This window comes from Azoarcus sp. TTM-91 (assembly GCF_012911025.1).
Classification (GTDB): Bacteria; Pseudomonadota; Gammaproteobacteria; order Burkholderiales; family Rhodocyclaceae; genus Azoarcus.
In genome coordinates this window covers 136,744-163,172 of record NZ_WUEI01000001.1, presented here as the reverse complement: position 1 = coordinate 163,172, position 26,429 = coordinate 136,744, and the positions used below count along the sequence as shown (strand labels likewise).

General features: G+C 65.5%; 21 protein-coding genes and 1 pseudogene. 3 read left to right on the top strand and 19 right to left on the bottom strand.

The genetic code is table 11. The features are described from left to right. Nucleotides 1–31: 31 nt before the first annotated feature. The 19 genes and pseudogenes from GRF61_RS00655 to def form a co-directional block, all read right to left on the bottom strand. On the bottom strand, nucleotides 32–745 hold the full coding sequence (locus GRF61_RS00655; RefSeq protein ID WP_169148814.1) for a class I SAM-dependent methyltransferase: 714 nt from the start codon (nucleotides 743–745) through the stop codon (nucleotides 32–34). Nucleotides 746–923: 178 nt separating this feature from the next. Beyond that, nucleotides 924–1,514 carry a VOC family protein gene (locus tag GRF61_RS00650; RefSeq protein ID WP_169148813.1) on the bottom strand — a complete coding sequence of 197 codons (591 nt, stop codon included), beginning with the start codon at nucleotides 1,512–1,514 and terminating at the stop codon, nucleotides 924–926. Nucleotides 1,515–2,547: 1,033 nt separating this feature from the next. Then, entirely contained in the window at nucleotides 2,548–4,875 is a 2,328-nt protein-coding gene (locus tag GRF61_RS00645) for an SIR2 family protein (RefSeq protein ID WP_169148812.1), read from the bottom strand. A 444-nt stretch (nucleotides 4,876–5,319) separates the two neighbouring features. Continuing rightward, entirely contained in the window at nucleotides 5,320–6,039 is a 720-nt protein-coding gene (locus GRF61_RS24520) for a transposase (protein ID WP_211165654.1), read from the bottom strand. A 47-nt stretch (nucleotides 6,040–6,086) separates the two neighbouring features. After that, nucleotides 6,087–6,602, bottom strand: a pseudogene (locus GRF61_RS24515) (site-specific integrase); the annotation flags it as partial. A 425-nt stretch (nucleotides 6,603–7,027) separates the two neighbouring features. Beyond that, entirely contained in the window at nucleotides 7,028–8,200 is a 1,173-nt protein-coding gene (locus GRF61_RS00635) for a ferritin-like domain-containing protein (RefSeq protein WP_169148810.1), read from the bottom strand. Further along, complete coding sequence (locus GRF61_RS00630) at nucleotides 8,184–9,044, bottom strand: PhnD/SsuA/transferrin family substrate-binding protein (protein WP_211165653.1); 861 nt, start codon at nucleotides 9,042–9,044, stop codon at nucleotides 8,184–8,186. Before GRF61_RS00630 ends, GRF61_RS00635 begins: the two co-directional genes overlap by 17 nt. A gap of 118 nt (nucleotides 9,045–9,162) precedes the next feature. Continuing rightward, nucleotides 9,163–10,275, bottom strand: coding sequence for an acyl-CoA dehydrogenase family protein (locus tag GRF61_RS00625; protein WP_169148809.1), 1,113 nt, complete (start codon nucleotides 10,273–10,275; stop codon nucleotides 9,163–9,165). A gap of 19 nt (nucleotides 10,276–10,294) precedes the next feature. Then, nucleotides 10,295–11,407 carry a transglutaminase domain-containing protein gene (locus tag GRF61_RS00620; RefSeq protein WP_169148808.1) on the bottom strand — a complete coding sequence of 371 codons (1,113 nt, stop codon included), beginning with the start codon at nucleotides 11,405–11,407 and terminating at the stop codon, nucleotides 10,295–10,297. Between the two features lie 17 nt (nucleotides 11,408–11,424). After that, complete coding sequence (locus tag GRF61_RS00615; protein ID WP_169148807.1) at nucleotides 11,425–11,970, bottom strand: TlpA disulfide reductase family protein; 546 nt, start codon at nucleotides 11,968–11,970, stop codon at nucleotides 11,425–11,427. Further along, nucleotides 11,967–13,331, bottom strand: a complete 1,365-nt coding sequence (locus tag GRF61_RS00610) for an FAD/NAD(P)-binding oxidoreductase (RefSeq protein WP_169148806.1) — start codon at nucleotides 13,329–13,331, stop codon at nucleotides 11,967–11,969. The genes GRF61_RS00615 and GRF61_RS00610 overlap by 4 nt, the downstream gene beginning before the upstream one ends. Nucleotides 13,332–13,532: 201 nt before the next feature. Then, complete coding sequence (gene selA, locus GRF61_RS00605) at nucleotides 13,533–14,987, bottom strand: L-seryl-tRNA(Sec) selenium transferase (RefSeq protein WP_169148805.1); 1,455 nt, start codon at nucleotides 14,985–14,987, stop codon at nucleotides 13,533–13,535. A 124-nt stretch (nucleotides 14,988–15,111) separates the two neighbouring features. After that, complete coding sequence (gene fdhE, locus GRF61_RS00600; protein ID WP_169148804.1) at nucleotides 15,112–16,044, bottom strand: formate dehydrogenase accessory protein FdhE; 933 nt, start codon at nucleotides 16,042–16,044, stop codon at nucleotides 15,112–15,114. A 143-nt stretch (nucleotides 16,045–16,187) separates the two neighbouring features. Beyond that, complete coding sequence (locus GRF61_RS00595) at nucleotides 16,188–16,814, bottom strand: formate dehydrogenase subunit gamma (protein ID WP_169148803.1); 627 nt, start codon at nucleotides 16,812–16,814, stop codon at nucleotides 16,188–16,190. Then, a complete protein-coding gene (fdxH, locus tag GRF61_RS00590; RefSeq protein ID WP_169148802.1) occupies nucleotides 16,811–17,731 on the bottom strand; it encodes a formate dehydrogenase subunit beta in 921 nt (306 codons plus the stop codon). Before fdxH ends, GRF61_RS00595 begins: the two co-directional genes overlap by 4 nt. A 10-nt stretch (nucleotides 17,732–17,741) precedes the next feature. Then, nucleotides 17,742–20,804, bottom strand: coding sequence for a formate dehydrogenase-N subunit alpha (gene fdnG, locus GRF61_RS00585; protein WP_169148801.1), 3,063 nt, complete (start codon nucleotides 20,802–20,804; stop codon nucleotides 17,742–17,744). 182 nt (nucleotides 20,805–20,986) lie between these two features. Then, complete coding sequence (htpX, locus tag GRF61_RS00580) at nucleotides 20,987–21,829, bottom strand: zinc metalloprotease HtpX (RefSeq protein WP_133593837.1); 843 nt, start codon at nucleotides 21,827–21,829, stop codon at nucleotides 20,987–20,989. Between the two features lie 79 nt (nucleotides 21,830–21,908). Further along, nucleotides 21,909–22,877 (bottom strand): methionyl-tRNA formyltransferase, encoded by a 969-nt coding sequence (gene fmt, locus GRF61_RS00575; protein ID WP_169148800.1) that lies wholly within the window; start codon nucleotides 22,875–22,877, stop codon nucleotides 21,909–21,911. A gap of 61 nt (nucleotides 22,878–22,938) precedes the next feature. Further along, nucleotides 22,939–23,442 carry a peptide deformylase gene (gene def, locus GRF61_RS00570; protein WP_169148799.1) on the bottom strand — a complete coding sequence of 168 codons (504 nt, stop codon included), beginning with the start codon at nucleotides 23,440–23,442 and terminating at the stop codon, nucleotides 22,939–22,941. 172 nt (nucleotides 23,443–23,614) lie between these two features. On the opposite strand from def, the gene GRF61_RS00565 reads away from it, so the two are divergent. From GRF61_RS00565 to GRF61_RS00555, 3 genes are all read left to right on the top strand, one after another. Beyond that, nucleotides 23,615–24,646 carry a LysM peptidoglycan-binding domain-containing protein gene (locus tag GRF61_RS00565; protein ID WP_169148798.1) on the top strand — a complete coding sequence of 344 codons (1,032 nt, stop codon included), beginning with the start codon at nucleotides 23,615–23,617 and terminating at the stop codon, nucleotides 24,644–24,646. A 4-nt stretch (nucleotides 24,647–24,650) separates the two neighbouring features. After that, nucleotides 24,651–25,778, top strand: coding sequence for a DNA-processing protein DprA (gene dprA, locus GRF61_RS00560; protein WP_169148797.1), 1,128 nt, complete (start codon nucleotides 24,651–24,653; stop codon nucleotides 25,776–25,778). 87 nt (nucleotides 25,779–25,865) lie between these two features. Further along, entirely contained in the window at nucleotides 25,866–26,333 is a 468-nt protein-coding gene (locus tag GRF61_RS00555; protein ID WP_169148796.1) for a DUF494 domain-containing protein, read from the top strand. The last annotated feature ends 96 nt before the right edge of the window (nucleotides 26,334–26,429 follow it).

Below are 26,429 nucleotides of genomic sequence, written 5' to 3'. Positions count from 1 at the left end.
CTGCTTGAATCGAGATTCAATCGGTCTCGACTCACAAGGCCGTCCCGGTCAATTCCCGCCGGGAAAACCAGGCGTGAATCAATCCCGCCTGATAGAACGCCACCGGCTCATCAAAGCCGCCGGCCCTGATGACGGACGCCACCTGCGCTGGCGGAAGGATCGCAACGTCCTTCGCATAAGCTGCCCGCATCTGCTCCAGCCCGGCCGCAGGAATACCCGCCGCCAGCATCATCTTCAGCCATACATCCAGCAAAGCCTCGTATGCGCCGGAACGCGTATCCGCCGCCAGGTCCGAGCTGGCCAGGACACCACCCGGGCGCAAGCGCGCCGCAATTGCGCCGAAGAAGGCGATGCGTGCCTCCTGTTCCAGCATGAACTGCGAGACAAGAAAACACGTCGCCCCATCGAATGCCCCTTGGGCCGGCAGCGACTCCAGATAGCCCTCATGGAAAGAACAGCGGGAAACAAACCCGCCCTTCTCCGCCTTGCCGCGGCAGACATCCAGCATGGCCGCAGACGGCTCCACCGCCACAAACGACCATCCGGGAAAACGCTGCGCGAGATAAACAATCTCCTCGCCGGTACCCGCGCCTACGCAAAGCATCCGCGCGTCGCGGGGAAGTTCTGCGAACACCGCCTCCAGCAGGAAATGCAGGCCTTCCCGAATAGGCGCAGTCTTCGCCCAGCGTTCGTCATAGCTCGCAGCCTGCTGTCCAAAAACGGCTTTGATTTCTTCACTATCCATGCTGCTTTCTTCCTTGGGTCAATGAGCCGCAGTTGTCATTCGCTGGCGAGACAAGCGCGGACATGTACCAGTCGCGAAGAAAACCCTGGTCGATGGAGAATTGCTCAAGCGCATCCCGGTTGGCGGCGACGACGTCGCAGCAGCAGCCTTCAGGGGGAACCCGCGCAGGCCGGCACGCTTACCGGGAGGCTGGCGCCCACAGCTTGACCTTGGCCTTTTTCTCGTAGGCCATGCCCTTCGGGTAGCTGATGAGTTCGAGCTGCATACCCCAGGGCGTCAACACATAGGTAATGGACTGCCCGGCGGCCGGCCCCTCGTTCACCGCGAACGGCCCCATGAACGTTTTCACTCCCAGCTCCTTGGCACGCGCGAGGGCGGCCGGAAGGTCCTTCACGTAAAACGCAATGTGATGACCGCCGATGTCGCTGTTCTTCGGAATGGCGTCACGCTGGTCCGGCGAGGCGTACTGGAACAACTCGATGTTGGCACCCTGCCCGCAGCGCATCATCACGATGTGCTGGATCTCGGCGCGCGGGTTCACGTTCACCAGATCCTGCATCAGCGTGCCCTGCTCATCCTTGATCGGACCAAAGCGAAAAGCCTCCTCGCAACCGATCACATCGTGGAAGAAGGTAACGGCTGCGTCCGCGTCGGGCACGGTGAAACCGATGTGATCAATGCCGCGCACGCCTGGAATGGGCCCAGCCGCCGCAGCGGTGGATAAGGTGGCGAACAGCGCAGCAAAGGTGAAGGAACGTGTCAGGCTCATCGTGCTCTCCGTGGGTATTGTTTGAGATCGCCGCAAACGAGGCGGGCGGCTCATGCTAGCCGGCGGAGGAAAACGTCGCTACCGGAGTTAAGTGAGACGATGAACTCGCTAACCGCAGATAGAACATGAACTTCGATTTCTCGTCGCAGCAACACGGAACACTTGCGTTAAGTCGCGCCGATAAGCGACGTCGGCTTAGATGACGGGATGGACTCCGCCCCTCCCCGCCCAATAGGCACCAGTGTGCTCTGGGGAGTGGGGATAGGTCTTTCCATTACGGATGCGACTACCGTTGCCTACGACAATCCGCAGCATCGTCCGAACAAAAGCTCCAACGCACTTCCTTCGCCGTCGCCACCTGACAGATTCACCCTTACGCTTCACCCTTGCGCCAAGATTGATTTCTCATCATGGCAAACCGGGTCACACCCACGCGACACAACGCCGATAACTCTTCCGGCTCTCCAGCAGCCGCTTGTAACGATTGGCGCATCGCGGGCAGATTCCATGTCGGCACGGGTCATTCAGAACCCACCGCAGATGCCGGATATACGACTGCAGGTGATTCATCCCGGGAAGTCAGAAACAGGATCTGTCTTGATTCATGGGGGAGGCCATATATGAACTTTAGAGCCCATTCTCGGCTCCGAGACGGCTACGCGCGAGAAGCACGTAGTCGCCGGAGGGGTCTCCGGCTGCGACTCCGGACTTGAGTACACCGTATAGATCAGGACCAAGCATGTCTTGACCGATCTGTTCAGTAAGCTGACTTATCTCAGCTTGAAGCTCAGCACGAAAGGCCTCCTGCCGCGCCTGGTCATGACCGCTCCAGATGGTACCCCTTGTCGTTATATGACGCAGCCGAGCCCAAGACACGTAGGAGCTTTCCTTTAAGAACGCGAAGAGAATCGGCCATGGGCTCTAACGTGGAGGTCACCGGCGCTGCGCGGCTTTATCGCGCAGCGTCCGGTGGACCGCAGGGTTAGCCTTGCGGGAGGCGCATCTGCCTGCAGGCCCGTTCTCGTATTGGGCGTTACGTTAGGCGTCTGAGCCTGTCGACCCGGTCAAGAAGGTCTGGATCCTGCAGGATTTCATATCCCTTCTTGATATGCAGAACGGCCCATTCGATCAGTCCGGTCTCACTCGTCAGGGTGTGCCACTCCTCCGCAACATCTCCAAGTACAAGGTACATGTATTTGCTTTCGCGAAAGCGCTTCAAGCCGAATTCGGCCTCGGTGACCGCCTGACGTAGCATTGCCTTTCGGTCATCAATCTGGAAGCTGTCGGACCTGGACCGCTGGATAAGTAGACGAACCTTGTATCTCTGGAAAGGCGGATCTAGCCCAAGGTCCTCCGCCGCTGACCGGAGTTCCGCCTCGGCGTCTCCCAATTGGTCGGCACTGAGCAGTTCCCGAACCAAACGATGTCTTGAAACTCGATCGTTCGGAACGATTGCCGAAATCTTGCGGTAAAGCGCAATTCTGTCAAATGCATCAGGAATTGATCGGATGCCCCAGTCGCCATTGCAAAGTTCTCTCAACGAGCGAAGCTCAACGTAGTAAGTGGGGTTGGCTCCTTCAATCACGTCCTCGAAGAGTTGAAGGCGCTCCACCGGGTCCGAGTACTTGTACTTCGCAACGATCTGCGCAACAACTTCGTGCCGCGTTCTCCACAGAAAGACGCCGCGATCATTTGCACTTTCGCTCTGCTCCTTCGTTTCCTCAATTACGCCCTCTAGAGTATCGAGTGTCGAATTGATCTGCGACGGCGAAATGCCGGAGAGCCTAAGCACCATCTGTCGGTGAGGCAGTGCTCCTGCAGCTTCCAAAGCTGCAGTCAATCGGTACACATCCTGATGAGAGGGCTCAGTGGCCGCAAACTCGTGAAGGATGATGTCATCAAGCGAGTCAGACTCAGTGAGGGCCTTTAAGCAAACGAACATATCGGCGGAGCAACGTCGGCGGAGGTGGTCGAGTTGTTCAGAGCGGCCTCTGTTAGCGAACTGTGCTGCAACGAGCTGCTTGAGGTTGGGTGTATTGACGAGGAGGTCTCGCAGCAGCGAAACCTCGGTGGAACTAAGTGTCGAAAGATTCTCGGTACGTGATTCAGTGAACAGCCGTGGGTCCTTCTGACGCGGCTTCCATGCTGACGTCTCAGCGGTTAGAAGCACGCGAAGCGCTCCTTCGACAGGAAGGCGCCGTATGAGCGAATTGACTTGCCTCTGGAACGTTGGGCAATTGTCGATTAGGATGACACCCTTCCTTCCTGCTTCAGCGAGAGCCCGCTCCTGAGCAATCCACGCGTCAGGTGACAATGGCAACTCGTGCCTGTGCTCATAGCAAGACCATCCAGCTTCGCACAAGGCGATAAGGATGCGCCTAGCTAACGTTGATTTGCCAACGCCAGAGACACCAGAAATCAGTGTCACCAGACGGTCCAGCTTCTTCAGCTCGAATTCGCGATCCCGCTCGAAAGTTAGCCCAGCACGAATATCTCCATAGGTAGCCGGGCCACCAAAGAACATGCGTCGCGCATTTGACGGCGATGTGTCAGTGTTCACTTGGATTGTGCAGGGCTCTAGCTCCAGGAGTAGTTGTTGCGCGCTTGCTGACGCTCCTGCCGACGGGCCTTGCACATTGGCCAGCGTGAGCGCATGAGCAAATGCATTCAAATCGCCCTCGGCAACTTCGCGGATGCCTCGCTGCCGCCAAAGAGCGGCGCGTTCATCGTCGTACTCGTAGACCATGAGGTAGATTTGCCCTGGTGCGCCGGACTTCCGTTGCTGCCTGAGCGCCTCATCGGCTAGAAGACGGACATGGGCGTCTCGCATCGAATAGCCAATGATCCAAGTTGTCGATCCGGCCATATCCTGGCTTAGGCGCCCAAACAGGAGTTTTCGGTACTCCTCATGATTGGTGTAGTCGTCTTCGGTAAGAACCATACTGGCGCGATGGCCGTATCCCCTATCCTGTGAGACACAGCCGTGAATCTTGAAGAGGGGAAGGGCAATGGGGTCGTGAGTTTCTTCCCAGTCATAGTTGCTTCTAACGACGCCAAGTTTCTTCTGCTTCTTGGCAAACGCATCTTCAACGAGCCGGTCGAAGTTGGTTGTGTAGATCGCCTTCCATCGATACTCGGCGAGGGCAGTGATTCCGCCATCAGGATTCAGGCCTGAGAGGGCTGAGACAACTGCCTCAACTAAGGCCCTTCTTCCGTGTCGATGTTCCAGTATCCCGCTTAGCTCGGCGAGATCGTCAGAGATCTTGCTACCTGACGCTAGCGTCTTCTCAAGATGTCGACACAGCTCCATGGCGAGGGGCGCACCGGAAGAGCGCGAGGCTCCTGCGCCAAGTAAGAGCACGGTCTTCTTCGGGTCAATGCGAGAGACTAGTGCCGATAGATTTGGTGACGCCACGACGGATCTCCCTGTGAGGTATTTTGAAAGATGCAAGCCGTACCAGCTTTGGGATGTTTGAGAGGGCTAACGAATAGCGTTTATCCGCTGCAGCGGCAGAGTGGGAGGAAGGCAAGGCGGCATGGCGGCGGATAAACCTCGTTGGACTGAACCGCCGCGACGGCGGATGCTATGGGGATTGTAAGCGGCGAAGCTGCGTCGTCAATCCATCTGCATGAAGCGAGCGTGCTTTCCAGCATGCGAAGTGGGCAAGCCCAACTCCAGCAGGGGCCACGATCGGGCGGCGGGGGCAATGCTGAGACCGGCCAGGCGTGTCGCCCCGGACGCAGGGCGAGCGTCGCCGCAGGCGCACGCTGGCACGCCCGGCAGTCGCATTGTCGGTGGCTGCGGTCATGGCGGTCCGTGCTGGTGAAGGGCCCGCGGCGCCGGCGCGAGGGCCGCCACCAAGCGCATCGGTCCGCGCCCGCAGCAGGGGCAGCACGCGTGCTCCATCCCCGCCACCCGGCGCACGAAATCGGCGACCGACTCCACGAGGGCGGCTGACGGAGGCGCTACCTCGAGCGCGGCCCGCGCGGCGGCCAGGCCGGATCGCTTGCGCGCGGGCGAGAGCAGCCCGTAGTGGCGGATGCGTTTGAAGCCGGCCGGTAGCACGTGCAACAGGAAGCGGCCGATGAATTCAACGCCGGGCAGACGCACCGTGCGCTTCTTGCCGCTGCCGGCCTCGGCGCGCACGCGGAAGGCAAGGTGCTCGCCTTCAATGCCGACGATGCGCTCGTTCGAGATCGCGACCCGGTGGGTGTAGCGGCCCAGATACTCAAGCACCGCATCGGGCCCGCCCAGCGGCTGCTTGGCATAGACCACCCAGTCGTGGGCATAGCACTGCGACTTGAGACGCGCCCATTCGGCAGGGGGCAGCCCGCACGCGTTGACCGCCGGCGGTGCAAGGGCCGCGATGAATTTGCCGCGGAACACGCGCGAGAGCGCGGGCACCGGAAACAGGAAACCCTTCTTCGGCCGCAGCCACTCGCCGTGTGGACCGAGCGCACCGCCGGCGACGAGCGCATGCAGGTGAACGTGACGGCGCAGATCCTGGGTCCAGGTGTGCAGCACGAGCGAGAACGCCGGCGTGCCGCCCAGGTGGCGCGCCAGTACAGGCGCAGCCCCTCGAGCAGGCGCGGCGAGAGCAGCGTGTAGCGATCCTTGCCGCCCTTGCCCTGGCGCACCTTCAGGCACATCCGGTCGGGCGCACTCTCGATGTCGGACAGGCGCAGCGCACACACCTCCGACAGCCGCAGCCCGGCCGCGTACTTGGTCATCAGCAGCGTGCGCGAGCGCAGGCGCAGGCGCCGGCTGCAGGCGAAGAGCCGCGCCACCTCCTCGCGCGTGAGCACCAGGGGCAGGCGCTTGGGCACCTTGGCCATCGGAATCTCGAGGGCGACCTCCGTTCGCCCGAGCACGGTGGCCAGCAGAAACCGGATCGCGCACGCCGCTTGATTGACGCTGGCGTAGGCGAGCTTGCGCTCGGTGATCAGATGCAGCAGGTAGGCCTGGATCTGGGCCGCATCGAGGGCATCCGGCGAGCGCCGGTAGTACTGCGCCAGCCCGGCAACGCAGGCCAGATACGATGTCTGCGTCCGCCTGGCAAAACCCCGCAGCACCATCGCGTCATTCATCCGCTTGCGCAGTTCGCTCATGTCGATCTCCTGGTCGGTTCGGGGAAAGTCCCGGCGACAGGATGCGAGTGAGAACCGGCAAGGGGTGAGCGCCCAGGGCGCTTGGACAAGACAACGCGGCGGCGAGGCTCTCACCACCGCGTCAGCGGTTTAGTTCAACCTGTTGTAGACGTCAAAACTGACGTGTATTCCAGACTGTGGCGAATAACACTGTGCATACGCCACCCGAAAACCCAGAGGCCATCAAGGATCGGCTGCGGGCGTGAATTTACGCATAGTGATATGTAACGGAGAAACACGTCAAACGTGTCGGAGCACATGCGGGTATGCGCATGCCGTGATGCCTCCTCCAGGTTGAGTCCGCGCTAGACAACCGCAGCCACCGGCCCGGCATTCATCCCTATGCCAAACGCTGCCCGCCTGGATTACATGAAATTCCGCGTATGCCGTTCCGCCATGGCCTGTGCTTCCGGCAGGCTGAAGCCGAGCTTCATCAGGCGGGCGCGGCGGCCGTCGCTCATTTCGCGGACGAGGTCTTGCACGCGCTGGTAGCCGGTGGCGATGGCTGCCGGATCGAAGGCGCCGGCGGCGAGGAGGATGAGGGCGTCGAAGACTTCTTCGTTGAGGCCATCGGTGTCGGCGAGGGCGTCGTAGCGGGCTTCGACGGCGGTTTCCAGGCGATGGCGCAGGCTGGGGTCTTCGGCCATGTGCCAGGCGAGGTGGGACATGCCGAAGGCGACGTGGCGGGCTTCGTCGCGGGCGGCGAGGCGGCAGATCTGGCGGGTGACGGGGTCGGGGGCGTAGAGGTTGAGGAAGTTGAGCAGGTTCACAAAGCTGCCTTCGCCCAGCACCGCCAGCAGCAGGGAGGAGACGGAGAAGTCGGCGGTGTCGAACAGGGTCTTGAGCGAGGCCTGGCCGCCGACGCTGGAGAGGCCGGGCTTGCGGCCGCGCAGGGCGATGCGGCGGCTGAAGACTTCCACATGGCGGGCTTCGTCCGCCACGGTGATGGCGAGGCACTGCATGACTTCGCGGAAGTGCGGATGCAGTTGGCCGAGGAAGCGCGCCGGCACGAGCAGGGCGGCGTTCTCGTTCTCGACCAGGTAGGTCATGACCTGCACCACCGCGTCTTCCACTTCATCCGGCAGCTCGAAGGGGGCGTTCCAGTCGATGGCGCTGTCCGGGTCCCACTGGCCGGCGACGGCCTGGGCGTAGAGGCGGCCGGCTTCTTCGGCCCAGACTTCGGCCTTGGTGGCGAGGGGGAAGTGGTAGGCGGGCGCGCCCAGTTCCACGTCCGCACCGCGGGCGGCCATGCCCCAGGTGGCGGGCGCGGACTCGGCCGGCCGGGCCGGGGTGCCGCTCTGCTCGGTGCGCGCCAACGCGGCGCAGGGGCCGAGCAGCAGCGCGCCTTCTGCCTCTTCCAGCGCAACGCCGCGGCCGCGGCACCAGCCGGCGAGGTGCAGCGCCAGCTCGCGGTGGCTGCCGTGCACCCGCAGGCGCTGGCCGGGGGCGAGCCGGGCCAGCGCGCGCCGGATGAGCAGGTGGGCGCCGCGGTCGAAGCCGAGGTCGCCCAGGTCCAGCGTTTCAGTAGCGATAGCCATCTGCCTTCACCGCGCCTGCTGCGTCGTAGAAACCGCTGGCGGTCACCGCGCGGTCGAGCAGCGGGTAGCCGCTGACGCGGCCCGGACGCCAGGCGCGCAGGCCTTCGAGGTCCAGCAGCGGGCGGACTTGCGGGTCGTCGTAGGACATGCCGAGCAGCAGGGTGACGAAGCGGTCGATCAGCGCGGCCGGCGCGCCGGGGCTGGTGGTGAAGTTGCAGTGGTCGTAGGGCGCGGTGCGCGCCAGCACTTCGACGCGGCCCGGCGGCAGGGTGCCTTCCTTGGTAAACAGCAGGTGGTTGCCGTCGATGATGCAGGCGGCATCGACTTCGCCGGCGGCCAGCGCGCGGGCGGCGTCGCGTTCGCCGCCGATGTGGTCGCCGTGTTTGCCGGCGAGCACTTCGTTGCGCACGATCTGCAGGCTGGCGGTGTCCACGCCCTGCTCACGCAGCCACTGCAGCGGGATCAGCGTGGCCTGGGGCGAATCGATGGCACCCACGCCGATGCGCTTGCCGGCGAGGTCGGCAACGCTGCGGATGCCGCTGTCGGCGCGCACCAGGATCACCGAGGTGAGGTCCTGGTCGGCGTCGCGCATGGCGATCGCCTTCACCTGGTCGGACACGCCGCGGGCGGCGGCCATGCGCTCGGCGCGCAGCCAGGCCAGCGGGGAGTTCCAGGCAAGCTGCACTTCACCGGCGAACTGGGCTTCCACCTGGCGTTCGTAGTTGGAGTACAGGACGTAGTCGAAATCCAGCCCGTTCGCGGCGAAGTAGCCCTTGAAGCCTTCCCAGATGGTGACCACCTTGGAAGCGTAGGCGACCGCGCCCATCGTCAGTTTCTCGCTCATTTCAATTCCTCAAAGTCTTTCGTGCCAGGCCGGTATTTGAACCGGAGAGGCGGTTCGCTCCGAGCTTCCTTCGACAGGCTCGGGCGAACGGGGGTTATTCATCGAACAGCCGGGGCGCTCAGAAGATCGGCAGGCCGAGCATGATCTTGCCGATGAAGTCGTAAAGCACGTCCGAGGTCGGCCCCATGACGGAGGCGGCGCGGGCGTCGCGGAACAGGCGCTCCACGCCGGCTTCCTTGCGGAAGGCGGCGCCGCCGCAGACGCGCATGGCGGTGTCGGTGACGTAGAGCGCGGCTTCGGCGCTGGCGGCCTTGGTCTGGAACACGCGCAGCACCGCGTCTTCACGGCCGGCGGCCAGGGCGGCGATGGTGTCGTCCAGCAGGGTGGTGGCCTGGTCGGCGCGGATGCGCGCCTTCGCCAGGTAGGCGCGGATGGTGGGCAGATCGGCCAGGCTGCTGCCGAGGTGAGCGTAGCGGGTGGCGCCGACGTGGGCGCAGGCACGCGTGAGCGCGCCGTTCATGAGGCCGACCGAGCTGGAGGCGTTGAGGGCGGCGAACCAGGGCAGCACCGCGTTCATCAGGTCGGAGCCACGGCCGTCTTCGCCCAGCAGCGCGCTGCGCGGAATGCGGGCGCCGTTGGCGCGCACCGGCAGCGAGGCGTTGCCGCGCAGGCCGAGGCCGTCGAAGCCGCCGGAGAATTCCAGCCCGACGGTGGCGGCCGGCACCAGCCACAGCGAGCACGGCCGCTCGCCGGCGGTCGGCCGGCTGGACCAGACGTAGGAGTCGGCCTCGCCGGCGGAGGTGATCCAGCTCTTGGCGGCGTCCAGCACCACTTCGTCGCCGTCGGCGGTGGCGCTGCTCATCGGCGCCCAGAAGTGGCTGCGCGAGCCGGCTTCGGAGAAGGCCAGGGTGCTGAGGTGGCGGCCGGCGGCGATGTCGCGGCGCACCGCTTCACTGCCGTGCTTTTCGATCAGCGAGGTGGCGCAGTAGTGCATGCACACCACCATGGCGGTGGAGGGGCAGTCCTGCGCGATGCGGCGCACCACCGCGCTGGCTTCGGCCAGGCCGCCGCCCAGGCCGCCGACTTCCCTGGCGCTGATGAGGCCGAGCAGGCCGCTCTCGCCCAAAGCCTTGATGGCGGCGCGCGGGAAGCGGGATTCGCGGTCGGTGTCCAGCGCCGCCGGGGCGATGATGTCGGTGACGATCTTTTCCAGGGTTTCCATCGGATTCATCTGCGGTGTCCTCGGTGGATCAGGCGGCGGTGATTTCGCGGGCGGTCAGGGTGTAGCGGAAGGCGGCCGGGTCCAGGCTGTCGAAGCGGCCGGCGGCGCTTTCGCCCTGCGGGTACATCAGGAAGGGCAGGGTGGGGCCGGCGCTGCCGTAGAGCTTGAGGTCGTGGGCGTCGTTGTAGGCCAGCCAGTTGGTTTCCCAGGCGCCGAAGAGTTGCTTGCGCACCGGGATCACCTTGGGATCGTTCAGCGCCAGGTTGGCCGGCGGTTCTTCCAGCACCACCTTGCGCACGTCGGCCGGGTCCACCGGCACCCAGCCGAAGCGGCTGAGGAAGACTTCGGCGCGGCAGTGCTGGGCCTTGGAGATGTCGCCGCTCTTGCCCAGGCTCTTGTAGCCGAAGCGGGAGTCGGCCACGCGCACGCCGTAGATGTCGCGCGCCGGCAGGCCCGCGGCACGGGCGAGGCCGACGTAGAGGGAGTTCAGATCGGCGCATTTGCCGGAGAGGGTGTCCGTCTCCAGCATGGTCTTGATGTCGCCCAGGCCGCAGCCGCGAGTGCCGGGGTTGCGGCTGGTGTTGTCCACCACCCATTCATAGATGGCGCGGGCCTTCGCTTCGTCGCCCTGGGCGCCCTTGGTGATCTGCAGCGCGGTGTCGCGGACGATGCCGTCGGTGGGCAGCAGCTCGGTGGCGCGGGTGAACAGGGCGTGTTCAGCGGCCGGCAGCGCCAGCGGGGTGGCGGAGGGGCGGGAGAAGTCGATGGCGCGGTCTCGGGTGGCGAAGCGGCTCACCACTTCCAGCGCCGGGCTGGCGGTACCGGGCGCCCATTCGGCGTAGAGCATGCGGGCGCCGTACACCGGGTCGCGCACTTCGCGCATCAGGCTGGCGTTGCCGCTCCACAGGTTGCCCATGGGCTTGAACCACTCGGCTTCTTCCATGGAGGGCAGCGGCACCCAGGCACGCACCAGGCCGCCGGTCTGCTGCGGTTCGACACGGCTGGTGACTTCGAACAGGCGCCAGCCGGCGGCCGGGCTGGGGGCGAAGGTGGCGGCGGGCGCGGCAGCGCGCGCGGCCCAGGCGGGCACGGCAAGGCTGGCGGCGAGGGTGGAGGTCTTGAGGAAGTTGCGGCGGTCCATGGCAGGACTCCTTTTATTCAGTGCTTGAGGGTTGGGGCTGCGGGGTTTGCAGGTGTTTTTGCGGCCGGTGCGGCAAAAGCGCGGACACGCTCGCGCAGCGCGGCGTCGTGCCAGTCGGCCTCGCCGCGGATACGCAGGCGGGGCTTGTGGGCGGCGTCGAGCACGACCGAAGTGGGAATCATCTTGACGCCCCAGTTGCGGGCGATGGACTGGTCGGGGTCGGCGATGAGCACGACCTGCTCCAGCAGGTAGTCGTCGAGGAAGCGGCGGCTGTCGGCGGCGCGGTCGGCCACCGCGACGGTGATCAGGGCGATGCCCGGCTCGGACTCGTCGAACTGCACCAGGCCGGGCATTTCGTCGCGGCAGGGCTCGCACCAGCTGGCCCAGAAGTTCACCACCACCGCCTTGCCACGGGCGGCCTCCAGCGCGGCGGCCAGGGCGGGTGACGGCGGCGGCAGCTGTTCCAGGGCTTCGATCTGCAGCGCAGCGGCCGGCGCCGCCAGGGCCAGGCCCAGCAGCCCGGCGGCGAAACCACGCAACACGGTGTGCAGCGGACGGATCATGTGAACATGTCCTCGTAGATCAGCCGCGCCCAGTTGAAGTCTTCCGGGATGGTGGCCGGTGAGCGCTCGTTGAAGTCCATCTGCCGCTGCTCGATGACGCCCTGGTCATTCACGTGGTAATCGAACTGCACCGAGATGCCTTCCTGCGGCGCGGTGTTCACCATCATGAAGCAGAGGTTGTCCGGCAGCGCGTAGTTGGGCTCGCGGCCGGCCTCGCGCTCGGCGATGTACTTGGCGACGATGCGGGCGTGGCGGTTGGCGACGTGGCCGGCCTTGGGGTAGTAGGCAAAGTGCGAGGAGACGAAGCCCACCGCGTCGCCAATCACGTACACATCCTTGTCGTCGCGGCCATGCAGGAACAGCGGATCGACGTCGGCCCAGCCGCCCGGCTTGCCCTGGCCGGGCGCCGGCACCAGCCCGGCCTTCCAGGCGAGGTCGCCAGCCTGGTGGGGCGCCATCAGGATAGCGTGGTCGAAATCGAAATCGCCCGCGGCCGTCTTGATGTGCTTCTTGAAGGGATCCACCTCTTCCACATGGGCGTTGGGGACGTAGGTGATGATGTCCTTGTACAGCTCCTCGAAGGCGGCCTTGAAGCCGGGGCCGATGGGGCGCACGCCGTCCTTGTGATCGAGGATGAGGATGCGGCCGGGAATCTTCTTCTGCTTGAACATGGAGGCGATCAGGCAGGCGCGCTCGTAGGGGCTGGGCGGGCAGCGCTGGGGCGGCGGCGGCAGCGTCATCACCAGGGTGCCGCCCTTGAAGTCGCGCAGCGAGTCCTTGAGGCGGAAGTGCTCGGCGCTGGGAATGTAGGCCGCCGGGAAGCGCGCCCGGGTGGCCTCGGCCATGCGCCTGTCGTTGGCGAACCAGGCTTCGTAGTTGTAGCGGATGCCGGGGGCGACGATGAGGTAGTCGTAATCCACCGCGCCCAGCGCGGTGACGACACGCTTGGTGTCGCGCTCTATCTCCAGGATCTCGGTCTGGATGAAGCGGTAGCCGTACTTCTCCGACACGCTGAGGTAGTCATGGGTGAGGAACTGGGTGTCCACCACATCCACCAGCCACTTGTTGCTCATCGGGCAGGAGAAGAACACCGGATTGCGCTCCAGCATCACCACTTCCATGTGCGGTGCAAGTTGGCGCAGGTACTTGGCGGCGGTGACACCGCCCCAGCCGCCGCCGCAGATCACCACGCGGCGAGCCTTGCCGCGCGGCAGCAGGTTCTGGGTGGCGCGCCCCACCAAGGGCGGCAGGCCGGCGGGCGCCGCGGCCTGGGCGAGCACCGGTGCCGCGGCGGCGGAAACGGCAAGCCCCCCGGTCGCGGCAAGGAAGCGCCTGCGCGAGGCGCTGTGACTGTCGGACATTCATGTCTCCCGTTTTTTTCAGCCACCCCGCCGCGGAAGTCGACAGGGTTTAATCCGGCCCCGCGCCCGCGGGGCCGTGCGTGCAATGGCGGTACGCAGACCGCCGACCGGGCAGCCGATACACAGATCGGCCGGAATGTGCCCGGCGCCTTCGGCCGCCACGAGGGCAGCCGCAAGCATTGGTGTGGCAGCGTGCCGGGCTCAGCCCGGGCGCACCAGCCGGCCGCACTGGGCGGCGAATTCGTTTTCATCGGCCGGGCGCAGGCAGCGCAGATCCAGCCACAAGGCGTTGTCGGCAATACGGCCGACCACCGGCACCGGTAGTTCCCGCAGCGCCTTTTCCAGGCGGTTGAGCACGCCACCCTTGCGTTGCGGCCGGCATACCAGGCCGGCGGAAGGCAGACGGTCCACCGGCAGGCTGCCGGAGCCGATCTGGGAGCGCATGGATTCGACCGTGACATCCACCGGCCAGCCGGCCAGCGCGGCCGCCAGCGCCGGCCGCAGGCGCTCGGCCTGGGCGTGGATCTCGGCTTCGGCGCGGGTCAGCAGGCGCAGGCCTTCCAGCCGCTCGGGCAGGCGCTCCGGGTCGCGGTACAGGCGCAGCACCGCTTCCAGCGCGGCGAGGGTGATCTTGCCGACGCGCAGTGCGCGCTTCAGCGGGTTCTTCTTGATCCTGGCGATCAACGCCTTGCGGCCGACCAGGATGCCAGCCTGTGGACCGCCGAGCAGCTTGTCGCCGGAGAAGGTGACGAGGTCGGCACCGGCGGCGATGGCCTCGGCCGGCGTGGGCTCGTGCGGCAGGCCCCAGGCCTCCAGCGCGGTGAGCGTGCCGGAGCCGAGGTCTTCGACGAAGGGCAGGCCACGGGCGTGGGCGATGGCGGCGATTTCCGCCTGCGGCACCGCCTTGGTGAAGCCTTCGACGGCGTAGTTGCTGGTGTGAACCTTCATCAGCAGCGCGGTGCGCGGGCCGATGGCTTCCTCGAAGTCGCGGGCGTGGGTGCGGTTGGTGCAGCCAACCTCGACCAGCTTGGCGCCGGCACGCTTCATGATGTCCGGCACGCGGAAGGCGCCGCCGATCTCGACCAGTTCGCCGCGGGAAACGATCACCTCCTTGCGCTGCGCGAGGGTGTTGAGCAACAGGAAGACGGCGGCGGCGTTGTTGTTCACCACGGTGGCAGCCTCGGCACCGGTGAGTTCGCACAGCAGCTCGTTCACCAGGTCGTCGCGGTCGCCACGGCCGCCGGAAGCGAGGTCGTATTCCAGCGCGCAGGGATGGCGCGCGGCATCCACCATGGCGGCGATAGCCTCCTCCGGCAGCGTGGCGCGGCCGAGGTTGGTGTGCAGCACGGTGCCGGTGAGGTTGAAGACGCGACGCAGATTGGGCCGGGCGGCAAGCTCCAGCGCAGCGAGGGTATCGGCGATCAGGCTGTCGCCGGTTGGAGCGGCGGCGCCGGCAAGGATGGCGCTGCGGGCGGCTGCGAGCGTGGCCCGCAGCGCCTGCACGACCGGGCTGCGGCCGTGCACGGCCACCGCCTGTTGCAGCGGCTCGGCGCCGAGCAGGCGGTCTACCGCCGGCAGAGAGGCCAGCGGGGCGGCCGCCCGGGATTCGTCAGCCGCGGCATGGGCGGCGGGAAGTGCGGAGGATTGCGGTTTCATTGGCCTTCGCCCGTACCGGGCAGAGAGGACGAAAAAAGCGAGGCCGGAGATGACTTACCAGTCTAGCCGCGACACGGCCCACATCAAGCGCCGCCGCGCGAGGGGCGCGGCGGTCGGCGCCATCTCACTCGGCGCTGCCGGGAATGAACAACGGATTGGGGCCGGCGCGTTCGAAACCGGCTTCGTCCACCAGGATGTCCAGCGCCAGGGTGGCGAGATCGTCCGCCACCGGGTCCACCAGCGGGTCCTTGTCCTGCTGGGCGATCTTCAGATAGCTGTGGCAGGACTCGCAGCACTCGGCGCGGACCGCCTCCGAACCACCTTCGATGTGGCGGTAGGAGACCTTTTCCAGGCCGCCGCAGCTCACGCACTTGGCGCGCACCATGTTCCATTCGGTGTTGCACACCGAGCAGTGCAGGTAGCGCAAGTTGGCGACTTCGCCGCCGATGCGCAGCACGCTGGCGACCGCCAGGCTGCCGCAGCAGGGGCAGACGTTGTGCACATCCAGCCGCTTGAGGCCGCTCAGCGCCGGGGCGGCGGCCATGTGGGTCCAGTAGACCTGCAGCGCGGCGGCCACCAGCGGCAGGCCGCCGGCGTTGTCTACCGTGTAGTCGTTGGCCAGCACCGCGTCGGCAAGCTTTTCCAGCTCGTCTTCACCCGCCTTGGCCAGGGAGTCCAGCACCGCGAGCACTTCGGGGCTGGCGCCTTCGCGCAGGCCGGTAAGGATGCGTTGCAGGTGCGCACGCCAGGCGGGATCGCGCGGCCAATCGCTGACCGGCAGCGGCGGCATGCCGTAGCCAGCGGCGCGGGCAAGCGCGTCCGCATCCGGCAGCGGCACTTCGGGATGGTCCTGCAGGCATTCGTGCTGCAGGCGGGTGACGCGACCGAGGAAACGCAGGTACTCGCCGAGGCTGTGATCGGCGGCCAGCGTGTCGAAGCGGCGGGCGCGGTCGGCAAAGACGGCGGCCTTCTGCGGCTGGCACACCTCGATCGGGTCGCTGCTCGGCGGAATCACGCCATCGGCGGCGGAGATGTTCTGGTTGGGATTGAGACTCATGGTGTATCCATAGGACGACCCGCCGTTGAGGGCGGGCCGCCAGTCGGCTCGTGGGGCGGAAAAGCGCCGGGGCGGGAGACGGAACGGCATCTCATGATGCCGGCCGCCCCACCGCCCGCGGTGCAGTCCACCTCAGAGCACGGTCAGCGCTTGTCGCCGGTGACCTGGCGATACCAGGCGCGGTGGTGCTGCTTGGCCCAGGCGCGGGTCACCGTGCCGTAGAGCATGGCGCGGATGGTGCCCTTGGTCCAGATGGCGGCATACACATGCATGATGATGAGGCCGATCATGAACACCGCGGCGGCCGCATGCACCACCGAGGCGACACGGATGACGCCCACCGGCACGGTGATCCAGCTGCGCCACATCAGCACGCCGGTGATGGTGATCAGGCTCATGCCGAGCACCAGCCCCCAGAACAGCATCTTCTGGCCGCCGTTGTACTTGCCCTGCTCCGGCATGTTGTGATCGTCGCCGTTGACCATCTCGCCAACGCGCTTCAGCCACTCGATGTCGCGCTGGGCGATGTAGTTCAGGCGGGCGAAACGCAAGGCCATGATGAGGAAGAACACGGCCATCACCACACCGATGTACGGGTGCAGGATGCGCGTCCACGTCGGACTGCCGAACAGCTGCGTCAGCGGGAAGAAGGCCGGGTGGAAGAACGCCAGCCCGGACAGCGCCAGCAGGATGAAGCAGATGCCCACCACCCAGTGGTTGGCACGCTCCGACGCGTTGTAACGCTGAATGTCGCGAGGATTGCGGATCATTTTGCGTCCTCCTTCTCCAACGCCCGCAGACGTTCGTCTTCACGTTCCATTTCGTCCTCAAGCTCCTTCGACACCTCGTTGGGGCCCTTCATGACGTAGTGGAACAGGCTGCCCAGCGCCGCCGCACCCAGCGCCGCCATCGCCAGCGGCTTGGTGATGCCCTTCCACAGGCTCACCGTCGGGCTGATGGTCGGATCCTTCGGCAGGTTGTGGTACAGCGCCGGCTTGTCGGCGTGGTGCAGCACGTACATGACGTGGGTGCCGCCGACACCCGCCGGATCATAGAGACCCGCGTTGTCGTAGCCGCGTTCCTTGAGGTCGGTGATGCGCGTCTCGGCGTACTCCTTCATCTTCTCTTTCGAGCCGAACTGAATGGCGCCGGTCGGACAGACCTTGGCGCACGCCGGTGCCTGGCCGACCGCGACGCGGTCGGAGCACAGGGTGCACTTGTAGGCCTTGCCGTCCTGCTTGGAGATGCGCGGCACGTTGAACGGGCAGCCGGTGATGCAGTAGCCGCAGCCGATGCAGTTCTCCTCGTGGAAATCCACGATGCCGTTGCTGTACTGGATGATGGCGCCGGGCGAGGGGCAGGCCTTGAGGCAGCCCGGATCCTCGCAGTGCATGCAGCCATCCTTGCGGATGAGCCACTCCAGGCCGCCGTCGTCGGTCTCCACCTCGTCGAAGCGCATGACCGTCCACTGGTGGGCGGTGAGGTCGTTGGGGTTGTCATACACCCCGACGTTGGTCCCCACTTCCTCGCGGATGTCGTTCCACTCCATGCACGCCGCCTGGCAGGCCTTGCAGCCTATGCAGGCGGAGACGTCGATGAGCTTGGCGACCTCCAGGGTTTCACGGGCCTGCGGAGAAGGCGTGGTGGTCGCCGAGCGCCGCTTGATATCTAGCGATTGCAATGCCATGGCGATCTCCTCAAATCTTCTCGATGTTCACGAGGAAGGATTTGGATTCCGGGGTCTGGGTGTTGGCGTCGCCAACGAAGGGCACCAGCGTATTGGCGATGTAGCCTGCCTTGGCCTGGCCCAGGAAACCCCAGTGGATCGGAATGCCGACCTGGTGCACGGTCTTGCCGTTGACCTTGAGCGCACGGATGCGCTTGGTCACCACGGCCACGGCACGGATGTAGCCGCGCTTGCTGCTGACCTGCACCTGATCGCCGTTGGCGATGCCCTTCTCATGCGCCAGCCCCTCGCCGATCTCCACGAACTGCTGAGGCTGCAGCACGGCGTTGATATGCACATGCTTGGTCCAGTAGTGGAAATGCTCGGTGAGCCGGTAGGTGGTACCCGCGTACGGGAACTCGGCCGAAGTACCAAAGTTCTCCAGATCACCCTTGAAGATCCGCGAGGCCGGGTTGTAGATGGCCTGCGGATTGTTGTTCATCGGGTTTACGTCGATCGGCGTCTCGGTCGGCTCGTAGTGCTCGGGGAACGGCCCTTCGACCATCATGTCCCGGGCGAAGAAGCGCGACACGCCCTCCGGGTTCATGATGAACGGCCCCATGCCGACTTCCGGCGCGGAAGCCGGAGCGAAGTCGGGCACGTCGTCGCCGGCCCACTTCTTGCCGTCCCACCACACCAGCCTGCGCTTGCTGTCCCACGGCTTGCCGGAGGGGTCGGCCGAGGCGCGGTTGTACAGGATGCGGCGGTTGGCCGGCCACGACCATGCCCAGTTCTGGGTCTGGCCATCGCCATAGGGGTCGGAGTTGTCCCGGCGCGCCATCTGGTTGCCGGCCTGGGTCCAGCTGCCGGCGAAGATCCAGCAGCCGCAGGCGGTGGAGCCGTCGGCACGCAGCTGGGCGAAGCCATCGAGCTGTTCGCCGGCCTTGCGGATGATCTTGGTCGGATCCGCCGGATCGGCCAGGTCTTCCAGTGCCTTGCCGTTGAATTCCTTCGCCAGTTCCTCGGACGAAGGCTCGTGCGGCATCTTGTACGGCCAGTCGAGATTCAGGATGGGGTCGGGGAACGCACCGCCTTCCTTCTTGTACAGCTCCCGCAGATGCAGGTGCAGGCCGGCCATGATCTCGGTGTCCGGCTTGGCTTCGCCCGGGGGCTCGGCGCCCTTCCAGTGCCACTGCAGCCAGCGCGCGGAGTTCACCAGCGAACCGCTTTCCTCGGCGAAGCAGGTGGTGGGCAGGCGGAACACCGTGGTCTGGATGCTGGCGGTATCGACGTCGTTGAGATCGCCGTAGTTCTTCCAGAACTCGGAGGTCTCGGTCGCCAGCGGATCCATGATGACCAGGTACTTCAGCTTGGCCAGCGCGGTGTTCAGCTTGTGCTTGTTCGGGAACGCGGCCAGCGGGTTGAAACCCTGGCAGAAGTAGCCATTGACCTCGCCGTGGTACATGTCCTCGAACACCTGCAGCACGTCGTGCGGCTTGTCGAGCTTGGGCAGCCAGTCGTAACACCAGTTGTTGTCGGCGGTAGCGGCCTTGCCGTACCAGGCCTTCATCAGGCTGACGTGGAACTTCTCGTAGTTCTGCCAGTACGACATCTGGTTCGGCCGCATGGGTTTGGGCGCGCGCTTGTCGATGTAGGCGCGGTAATCCGCCTCCTTCTCGCTCGGCAGCGTCATATAGCCCGGCAGCAGGTTGGTCATCAGACCCAGGTCGGTCAGACCCTGGATGTTGGAGTGACCGCGCAGCGCGTTCATGCCGCCGCCCTTGACGCCGATGTTGCCCAGCAGCAGCTGCACCATCGCCCCGGTGCGGATGATCTGCGAGCCCTGCGAGTGCTGCGTCCAGCCCAGCGCGTACATGATGGTCATCACCCGGCCGGTGCCCGAGGTCGAGGCGATGTACTCGCAGACCTTGAGGAACTGCTTCTCCGGCGTGCCGCAGATGTTGGACACCACATCCGGCGTGTAGCGGCTGTAGTGCTTCTTCATCAGCTGGTACACGCAGCGCGGGTTTTCCAGCGTCGGATCGGTGAGGACGTAGCCGTCCGCGCCACGCTGGTATTGCCAGGTGGACTTGTCGTAGCTGCGCTTCTCGGCGTTGTAGCCGGAGTACAGCCCGTTCTCGAAGCTGAAGTTGTCGTCGACCAGGAACGTGAAGTCGGTGTACGCCTTGACGTACTCGTGCTGAATCTTGTCGTTGGTCAACAGGTAGTTGATGACACCGCCGAGGAAGGCGATATCGGTGCCGGTACGGATGGGGGCGTAGTAGTCGGCAACCGAAGCGGAGCGGGTGAAGCGCGGATCGACCACGACCAGCTTCGCCTTGTTCAGCTTCTTCGCTTCAATGACCCACTTGAACCCGCACGGGTGCGCTTCGGCGGCATTTCCGCCCATGATCAACACTACGTCGGCATTCTTGATGTCCGACCAGGTGTTGGTCATCGCGCCACGGCCAAACGTCGGAGCCAGACTGGCTACCGTCGGGCCGTGTCAGACACGTGCCTGGTTGTCGAATGCAAGCATGCCAAGGTTGCGGACAACCTTGTGCGTAATGTATCCAGCTTCGCTAGGGGAGGCGGAGGCGGCAAGGAAACCGGTGCTCAGCCAGCGATTGACGGTGACGCCATCGGCGTTCTTTTCGATGAAGTTGGCGTCGCGGTCATCCTTCATCAGGCGCGTGATGCGGGAATAGGCTTCTTCCCACGAGATACGCTTCCATTCGTTGGTGCCGGCTTCGCGCACTTCCGGGTACTTAAGGCGGGCGGGGCTGCTGACGAAATCCAGCAGGCCGGCACCCTTGGGGCACAGCGTGCCGCGGTTCACCGGATGGTCCGGGTCGCCCTCGATGTGGATGACCTTCGCCTTGGTGTTCTTGGCGCCATCGCCGATCGAATAGACCAGCAGGCCACAGGCCACGGAACAGTACGGACAGGTGTTACGGGTTTCGGTAGTGTGCGCGAGCTTGAACTGCCTGACCTCCGCCAGCGCCGCAGTCGGGGCGAACCCCATTGCGACCAGGCTGGATCCCGACATGCCCGCGGCACAGACTTTGAAAAAGCCTCGCCTCGAGACGTGCATGATTCCCCCTCTTCGGGTAGTGGTTGTGTTGAAAACCAACCGCTTTATCCGCAAGTTCCGTTCCTCCTCCTTTAGTGCAGGCGGAAAGCGGGTTATACGGCCGGAACCGGAAAGCAAACCGGGACATTCTGTCCGCAGTGCAGACAGAATGTCCCGGCAGAATACTCCTTCCGGCGTGGTGCTCAGTGCACCATTGCACGAAGCTTGGCGATTCGCTCTTCGGTGGAAGGATGGGTGGAAAACAGGCCGCGCAGCCCGCCGCCGGACAGCGGGTTCATGATCATCATCTGCGCCGTCTCGGGGTGAGCCTCCGCGGTGTGCATCGGGATGCCGCGGGCGTAGGCGTCGATCTTCGCCAGCGCGCTGGCGAGTGCTTCCGGATCGCCGGAAATCTCCGCACCGCCACGGTCGGCACCGAACTCGCGGGTACGGCTGATGGCCATCTGGATCAGCATGCCGGCGATGGGCGCCATGATCATCACGATGATGGCAACGATGGGGTTGGGGCGGTTTTCGCCGTCGCGCCCGCCAAAGAACATGCCGAACTGGGCCAGCGAGGAGATGGCGCCAGCCACGGTAGCGGAGATGGTCGAGATCAGGATGTCGCGGTTCTTCACGTGCGCCAGCTCGTGCGCCATCACGCCGCGCAGCTCGCGCTCGGAGAGCATGCGCATGATGCCGGTGGTGGCGGCCACTGCAGCGTTCTCCGGGTTGCGGCCGGTGGCAAAGGCGTTGGGCTGGTCCTCGTCGATGATGTACACCTTGGGCATCGGCAGGCCGGCACGGCCGGCGAGGCCCTTCACCATGTTGTACAGATAGGGCGAAGTGGTCTCGTCCACCTCGCGGGCGCGGTACATCTTCAGCACCATCTTGTCCGAGAACCAATAGGCCCAAAGGTTCATGGCCCCACCGAACACCAGCGCCAGCAGCATGCCTTGCTGCCCGCCGATGACCCCGCCGACCACGCCGAACAGGGCGACGATACCGGCCATGAGGATGGAGGTCTTGATCCAGTTTCCGAACATTTCGCGTTTCCTCTCCTAGAGTCCTGCGCTTGGCGGCAAGCCGCCGACACTGCAATAGATGGGGACGAAGGTGCCGCTTTCAATCGCCCTGAGCAGGGGGCGGCACGAATCTCTCACCGGCAGAGACATTGAAACCACGCAGGAATTCCCCCGCCGGCAGGCGCTTGCTGCCGGGGCGCTGCAGTTGCAGCAGGCGCAACGCGCCCTTGCCGCAGGCGACGATGATGCCCTCCTCGCCGGCGGCAAGCACCGTGCCGGCTTGGCCGCCGGCAGCCTCACCTCCCGCCACCTGTTCGGCCGCCCAGATCTTGATCGTCGTGTCCCGCAACGAGCCGACGGCGCCCGGAAAGGGATTGAAGGCGCGGATCGCGCACTGCAGCTCGGCCGCCGGCCGGCTCCAGTCCAGCGCGGATTCGGCGCGGCCGATCTTGGCGGCGTAGGTCACGCCCGCCTCCGGTTGCGGTTCCGGCGTCAGACCGCCATCCGGCAGCGCAGCCAGGGCTTCGAGGATGGACTCCGCGCCGAGTGCGGCGAGGCGGTCGTGCAGGCTGCCGGTGGTGTCGTCCGGCAGGATGGGCAACCGGCGGCGCAACAGCATCGGGCCGGTGTCCAGGCCTTCGTCCATCTGCATGATGGTGATGCCGGTCTCCGCATCGCCCGCCTCTATTGCACGGTGAATGGGCGCAGCACCACGCCAGCGGGGCAGCAGGGAAGCGTGGATGTTGAGGCAGCCATAGCGCGGCAGATCGAGCACCGCCTTCGGCAGGATAAGGCCGTAGGCGGCCACTACCAGCACGTCCGGGGCACAGGCGAGAAGCGCCGCCCGCTGCTCCTCGGTGCGCAGACGCTCCGGCTGATCCACCGGGAAGCCGCGGTCGAGCGCGAGTTGCTTCACCGGGCTCGGCATCAGCTTCATGCCGCGGCCGGCAGGGCGATCGGGCTGCGTCAGCACCAGCGGGATCTCGTAACCGGCAGCGGCGATCGCATCCAGCGCGCAGGCGGCGAATTCGGGCGTGCCCGCGAAGGCGACGCGAAGAGGGCGATTCATGGAGTTCAAAGCCTGGAGAAGAACGCAGCCAACCTGGGGCCGGCTGCCGGGAGGAAGCGCTTCAGGCGGTGATGCGTGCCTTCTTCGCAAGCCTGGTCTTGATGCGGCCGAGCTTGAGGGGAGACAGGTATTCGACGAAGACCTTGCCATCCAGGTGATCGATCTCGTGCTGGATGCACACCGCGAGCAAGCCCTCGGCCTCTAGTTCGAAGGTCTCGCCCTTGTCGTTGAGCGCCTTCACCTTCACCCGCTCGGCGCGGGTCACCTTCTCGTACACGCCCGGCACCGACAGACAACCCTCTTCGCACACCTGCTCGCCGGAACGCTCGAGGATCTCCGGGTTGATGAAGGCGATCAGGCCGCTCTTGTCCTCGCTCACGTCGATCACCACCACCCTGCGGTGAACATCGACCTGCGTGGCGGCCAGGCCAATGCCCGGCGCTTCATACATCGTCTCCGCCATGTCCTGGACCAGACGGCGGATGGAGTCATCCACCTCGGTCACCGGGCGGGCCACGGTGTGAAGGCGGGAATCGGGATATCGGAGGATGGGTAACAGAGCCATAAATGCTTGCCGGGTTAAGCCATTACGTGCAGAATTTCAAGCGGTTTGACATGCATGCCTACGTGCTGAGACGGCCTGCGCCGACCGCACACACCGCGAACAGAAGTCGTGGACCCGGCGGAACAGAGGGCGTTCCGAGCGGGCCGCCGCCCGTACCTACCGGAAGCGAGCAATGATCCGAATTATATTCCCTCTCGTCCTCTGCATCGCAGGCCTGTTGAGCGGCCCGGCGGCGGCACAGGGCGTAGCGCTGGCGGATGATGCGCCCGACACCTACACGGTGGTCCGCGGCGATACGCTGTGGGGCATCTCGGGCCGCTTCCTCAAGCAGCCGTGGCGCTGGCCGGAAGTCTGGCGTCTGAACCGCGACCAGGTGCGCAACCCGCACCTGATCTACCCCGGCCAGATCATCATGCTGGACCGCAGCGGCCCCTGGCTCACCGTCGGCCGGCGTGTCGGCGGCACCCAGGACGAAAAGCTCTTTCCCCAGGTCTATAGCGAAGCGCTCGGCCAGGCCGTGCCCAGTATTCCGCTGCATGTCATCGACCCCTTCCTCGTCCAGCCGCTGGTGGTCGATCAGGCGCGGGTGGAGGGCTCCGCCACCATCGTCGCCACCGAAACCAGCCGGGTCTATATGGGCGCAGGCGACACGGTATTCGCCAAGAACGTGCGCGACGGCGTGGACGTGTGGCAGATCTACCGCCCTGCCCGTCCGCTGGAGCGCCCGGGCACGCGGGAAATCATCGGCTACGAAGTCGTCCATCTCGGCTCAGCGCGGGTGAGCGAGCGCGGCAACCCGACCACGCTGGAGATCATCAACGCCAACGAGGAGATCGGCGTCGGCGATCTGATGCTGCCGAGCGAACGGCCGACCGTGTTCTCCTATGCGCCGCATGCGCCGGAGCAAGAAGTGAACGGCCAACTGGTCTCCATCCACCGCGGCGTTGCGGAGACCGGCAGCCTCAACGTCGTCGCGCTGGATATCGGCGCCAAGGAAGGCCTGGAGCGCGGCCATGTGCTGGCGCTGTATCGCGACCGCGGCACCGCGGATTACACCGAAAACGGTTCCCGCGAGATCTATGTGCTACCGGAGAAGCGCTACGGCCTGGCGGTGGTGTTCCGCGTCTTCGACCACATCGCCTACGCGCTGGTGATGGAGTCGGATGGTCCGGTCACCCTCGGCGACCGCGTCCGCAAACCCTGATCCATTGACCGCAGACACCGACCTCAGCGATCTCGCCGCCTGGCTGCGGCTGACGCTGGTGCCCGGCCTAGGGCCGGCACAGCAGCGCAAGCTGCTCTCCGCCTTCGGCCTGCCCCGACAGATCTTCGATGCCAGCCGCAGCAGTCTTGCCGGCGTCGTCGGCAACGAGGCAGCCGACTTGTTGTCGGCCCAGCCCGACCAGGCCGCCATCGATACCGCCCTCGCCTGGGCCAGCGAAGACGGCAACCATATCCTGACCCTGGCGGACGCCGCCTATCCCAAGGCGCTGCTGGATATCGCCGATCCCCCCGCGCTGCTGTACGCCAAGGGCAACGCGGATCTTCTCGACCGGCCCGCCCTGGCGATCGTCGGTGCCCGTTCGGCCACGCCGCAAGGCGAGGAAAACGCCCATGCCTTCGCCCGCCACCTGTGCTCGGCCGGGCTCACCATCGTCAGCGGACTTGCGCTGGGCATCGATGCCGCCGCCCACCGCGGTGCGCTGGCGGACGAAGCCGCAGCCACCATCGCGGTGATCGGCACAGGGGCGGATCGCATCTACCCGGCCAGGAATGCCTCGCTGGCGCGGGAAATCGCGGCGCGCGGCCTCATCCTCAGCGAGTTCCCTCTGGGCAGCGCCGCCCAGCGCCACCACTTTCCCCGCCGCAACCGGCTCATCGCCGGCCTCTCGCTCGGCGTGCTGGTGGTGGAGGCGGCCGTCGGCAGCGGCTCGTTGATAACCGCCCGGCTGGCGACCGAGTGCGGCCTGGAAGTATTCGCCATTCCCGGCTCCATCCATTCACCGCTGTCCCGCGGCTGTCACCGCCTGATCCGCGACGGCGCCAAACTGGTGGAGACCGCCGAGGACATCCTGGAAGAACTGCGCCCCCGGCTCGAGCTGCCACGCCCGACCTCAGCCCCGGCCGCCGCGAACCCGACCCGACCTGCCGACGACGGTGACGGCGACGAAGCCAGCAAAAAGCTGCTCTCCGCCCTCGGTCACGACCCCGTGGACATCGACACATTGGCGCTCCGCTGCGGCTTGACGGTGGATGCGCTCTACGCCATGCTCCTTGCCATGGAACTGGATGGACGCATCGCCCGCCTGCCGGGCAACCGGTTCCAGCGCCTGTAAGCTGCCGCCTCCGCGGCCATGCCAGGCGGATCAGGCAACAACGCGCGGGGTCGTCGAGACCCGCCGCGGCGATTCCGGGAGGTGACCTTGTTCGACATTCTTGTATACCTCTTCGAAAGCTACATCCACGCCGATGCCTGCCCCGAGTCGGAGCAACTTGCCCGCAAACTGTCGGCGGCGGGCTTCGAGGACGAAGAAATTACCGAAGCGCTGGAATGGCTGTCCGGCTTGCGCCGGGTGGCGGAAACCGCGCTTCCCTGTGTCGCGCCCTCTGCCGGCGCGATCCGTCTCTACGCCGAAGAGGAAACCGCCAGGCTGAATCCCGAATGTCGTGGCTTCCTGGCCTTTCTCGAAAGCGCCGGCGTGCTCGACGCCCTCAGCCGCGAGATGATCATCGAGCGGGCCATGGCGCTCGACAAGCTCAGCATCAACCTGAACCGGCTCAAGGTCATCGTGCTGATGGTGCTGTGGCAACAGGAACAGCCCATGGACAGCCTGATCGTAGACGAGCTGCTCTCCAGCGAGGACGAGGAACAAGGCCCGGTCCTGCACTGAGCCTTACCGCCTAACTGTCCGGCTTGCACGTCGGGCAGACGCCTCTTTATCATCCGCCGCTTCATAACCTCCGGGGCCACGGCCGGCAACGGCTTC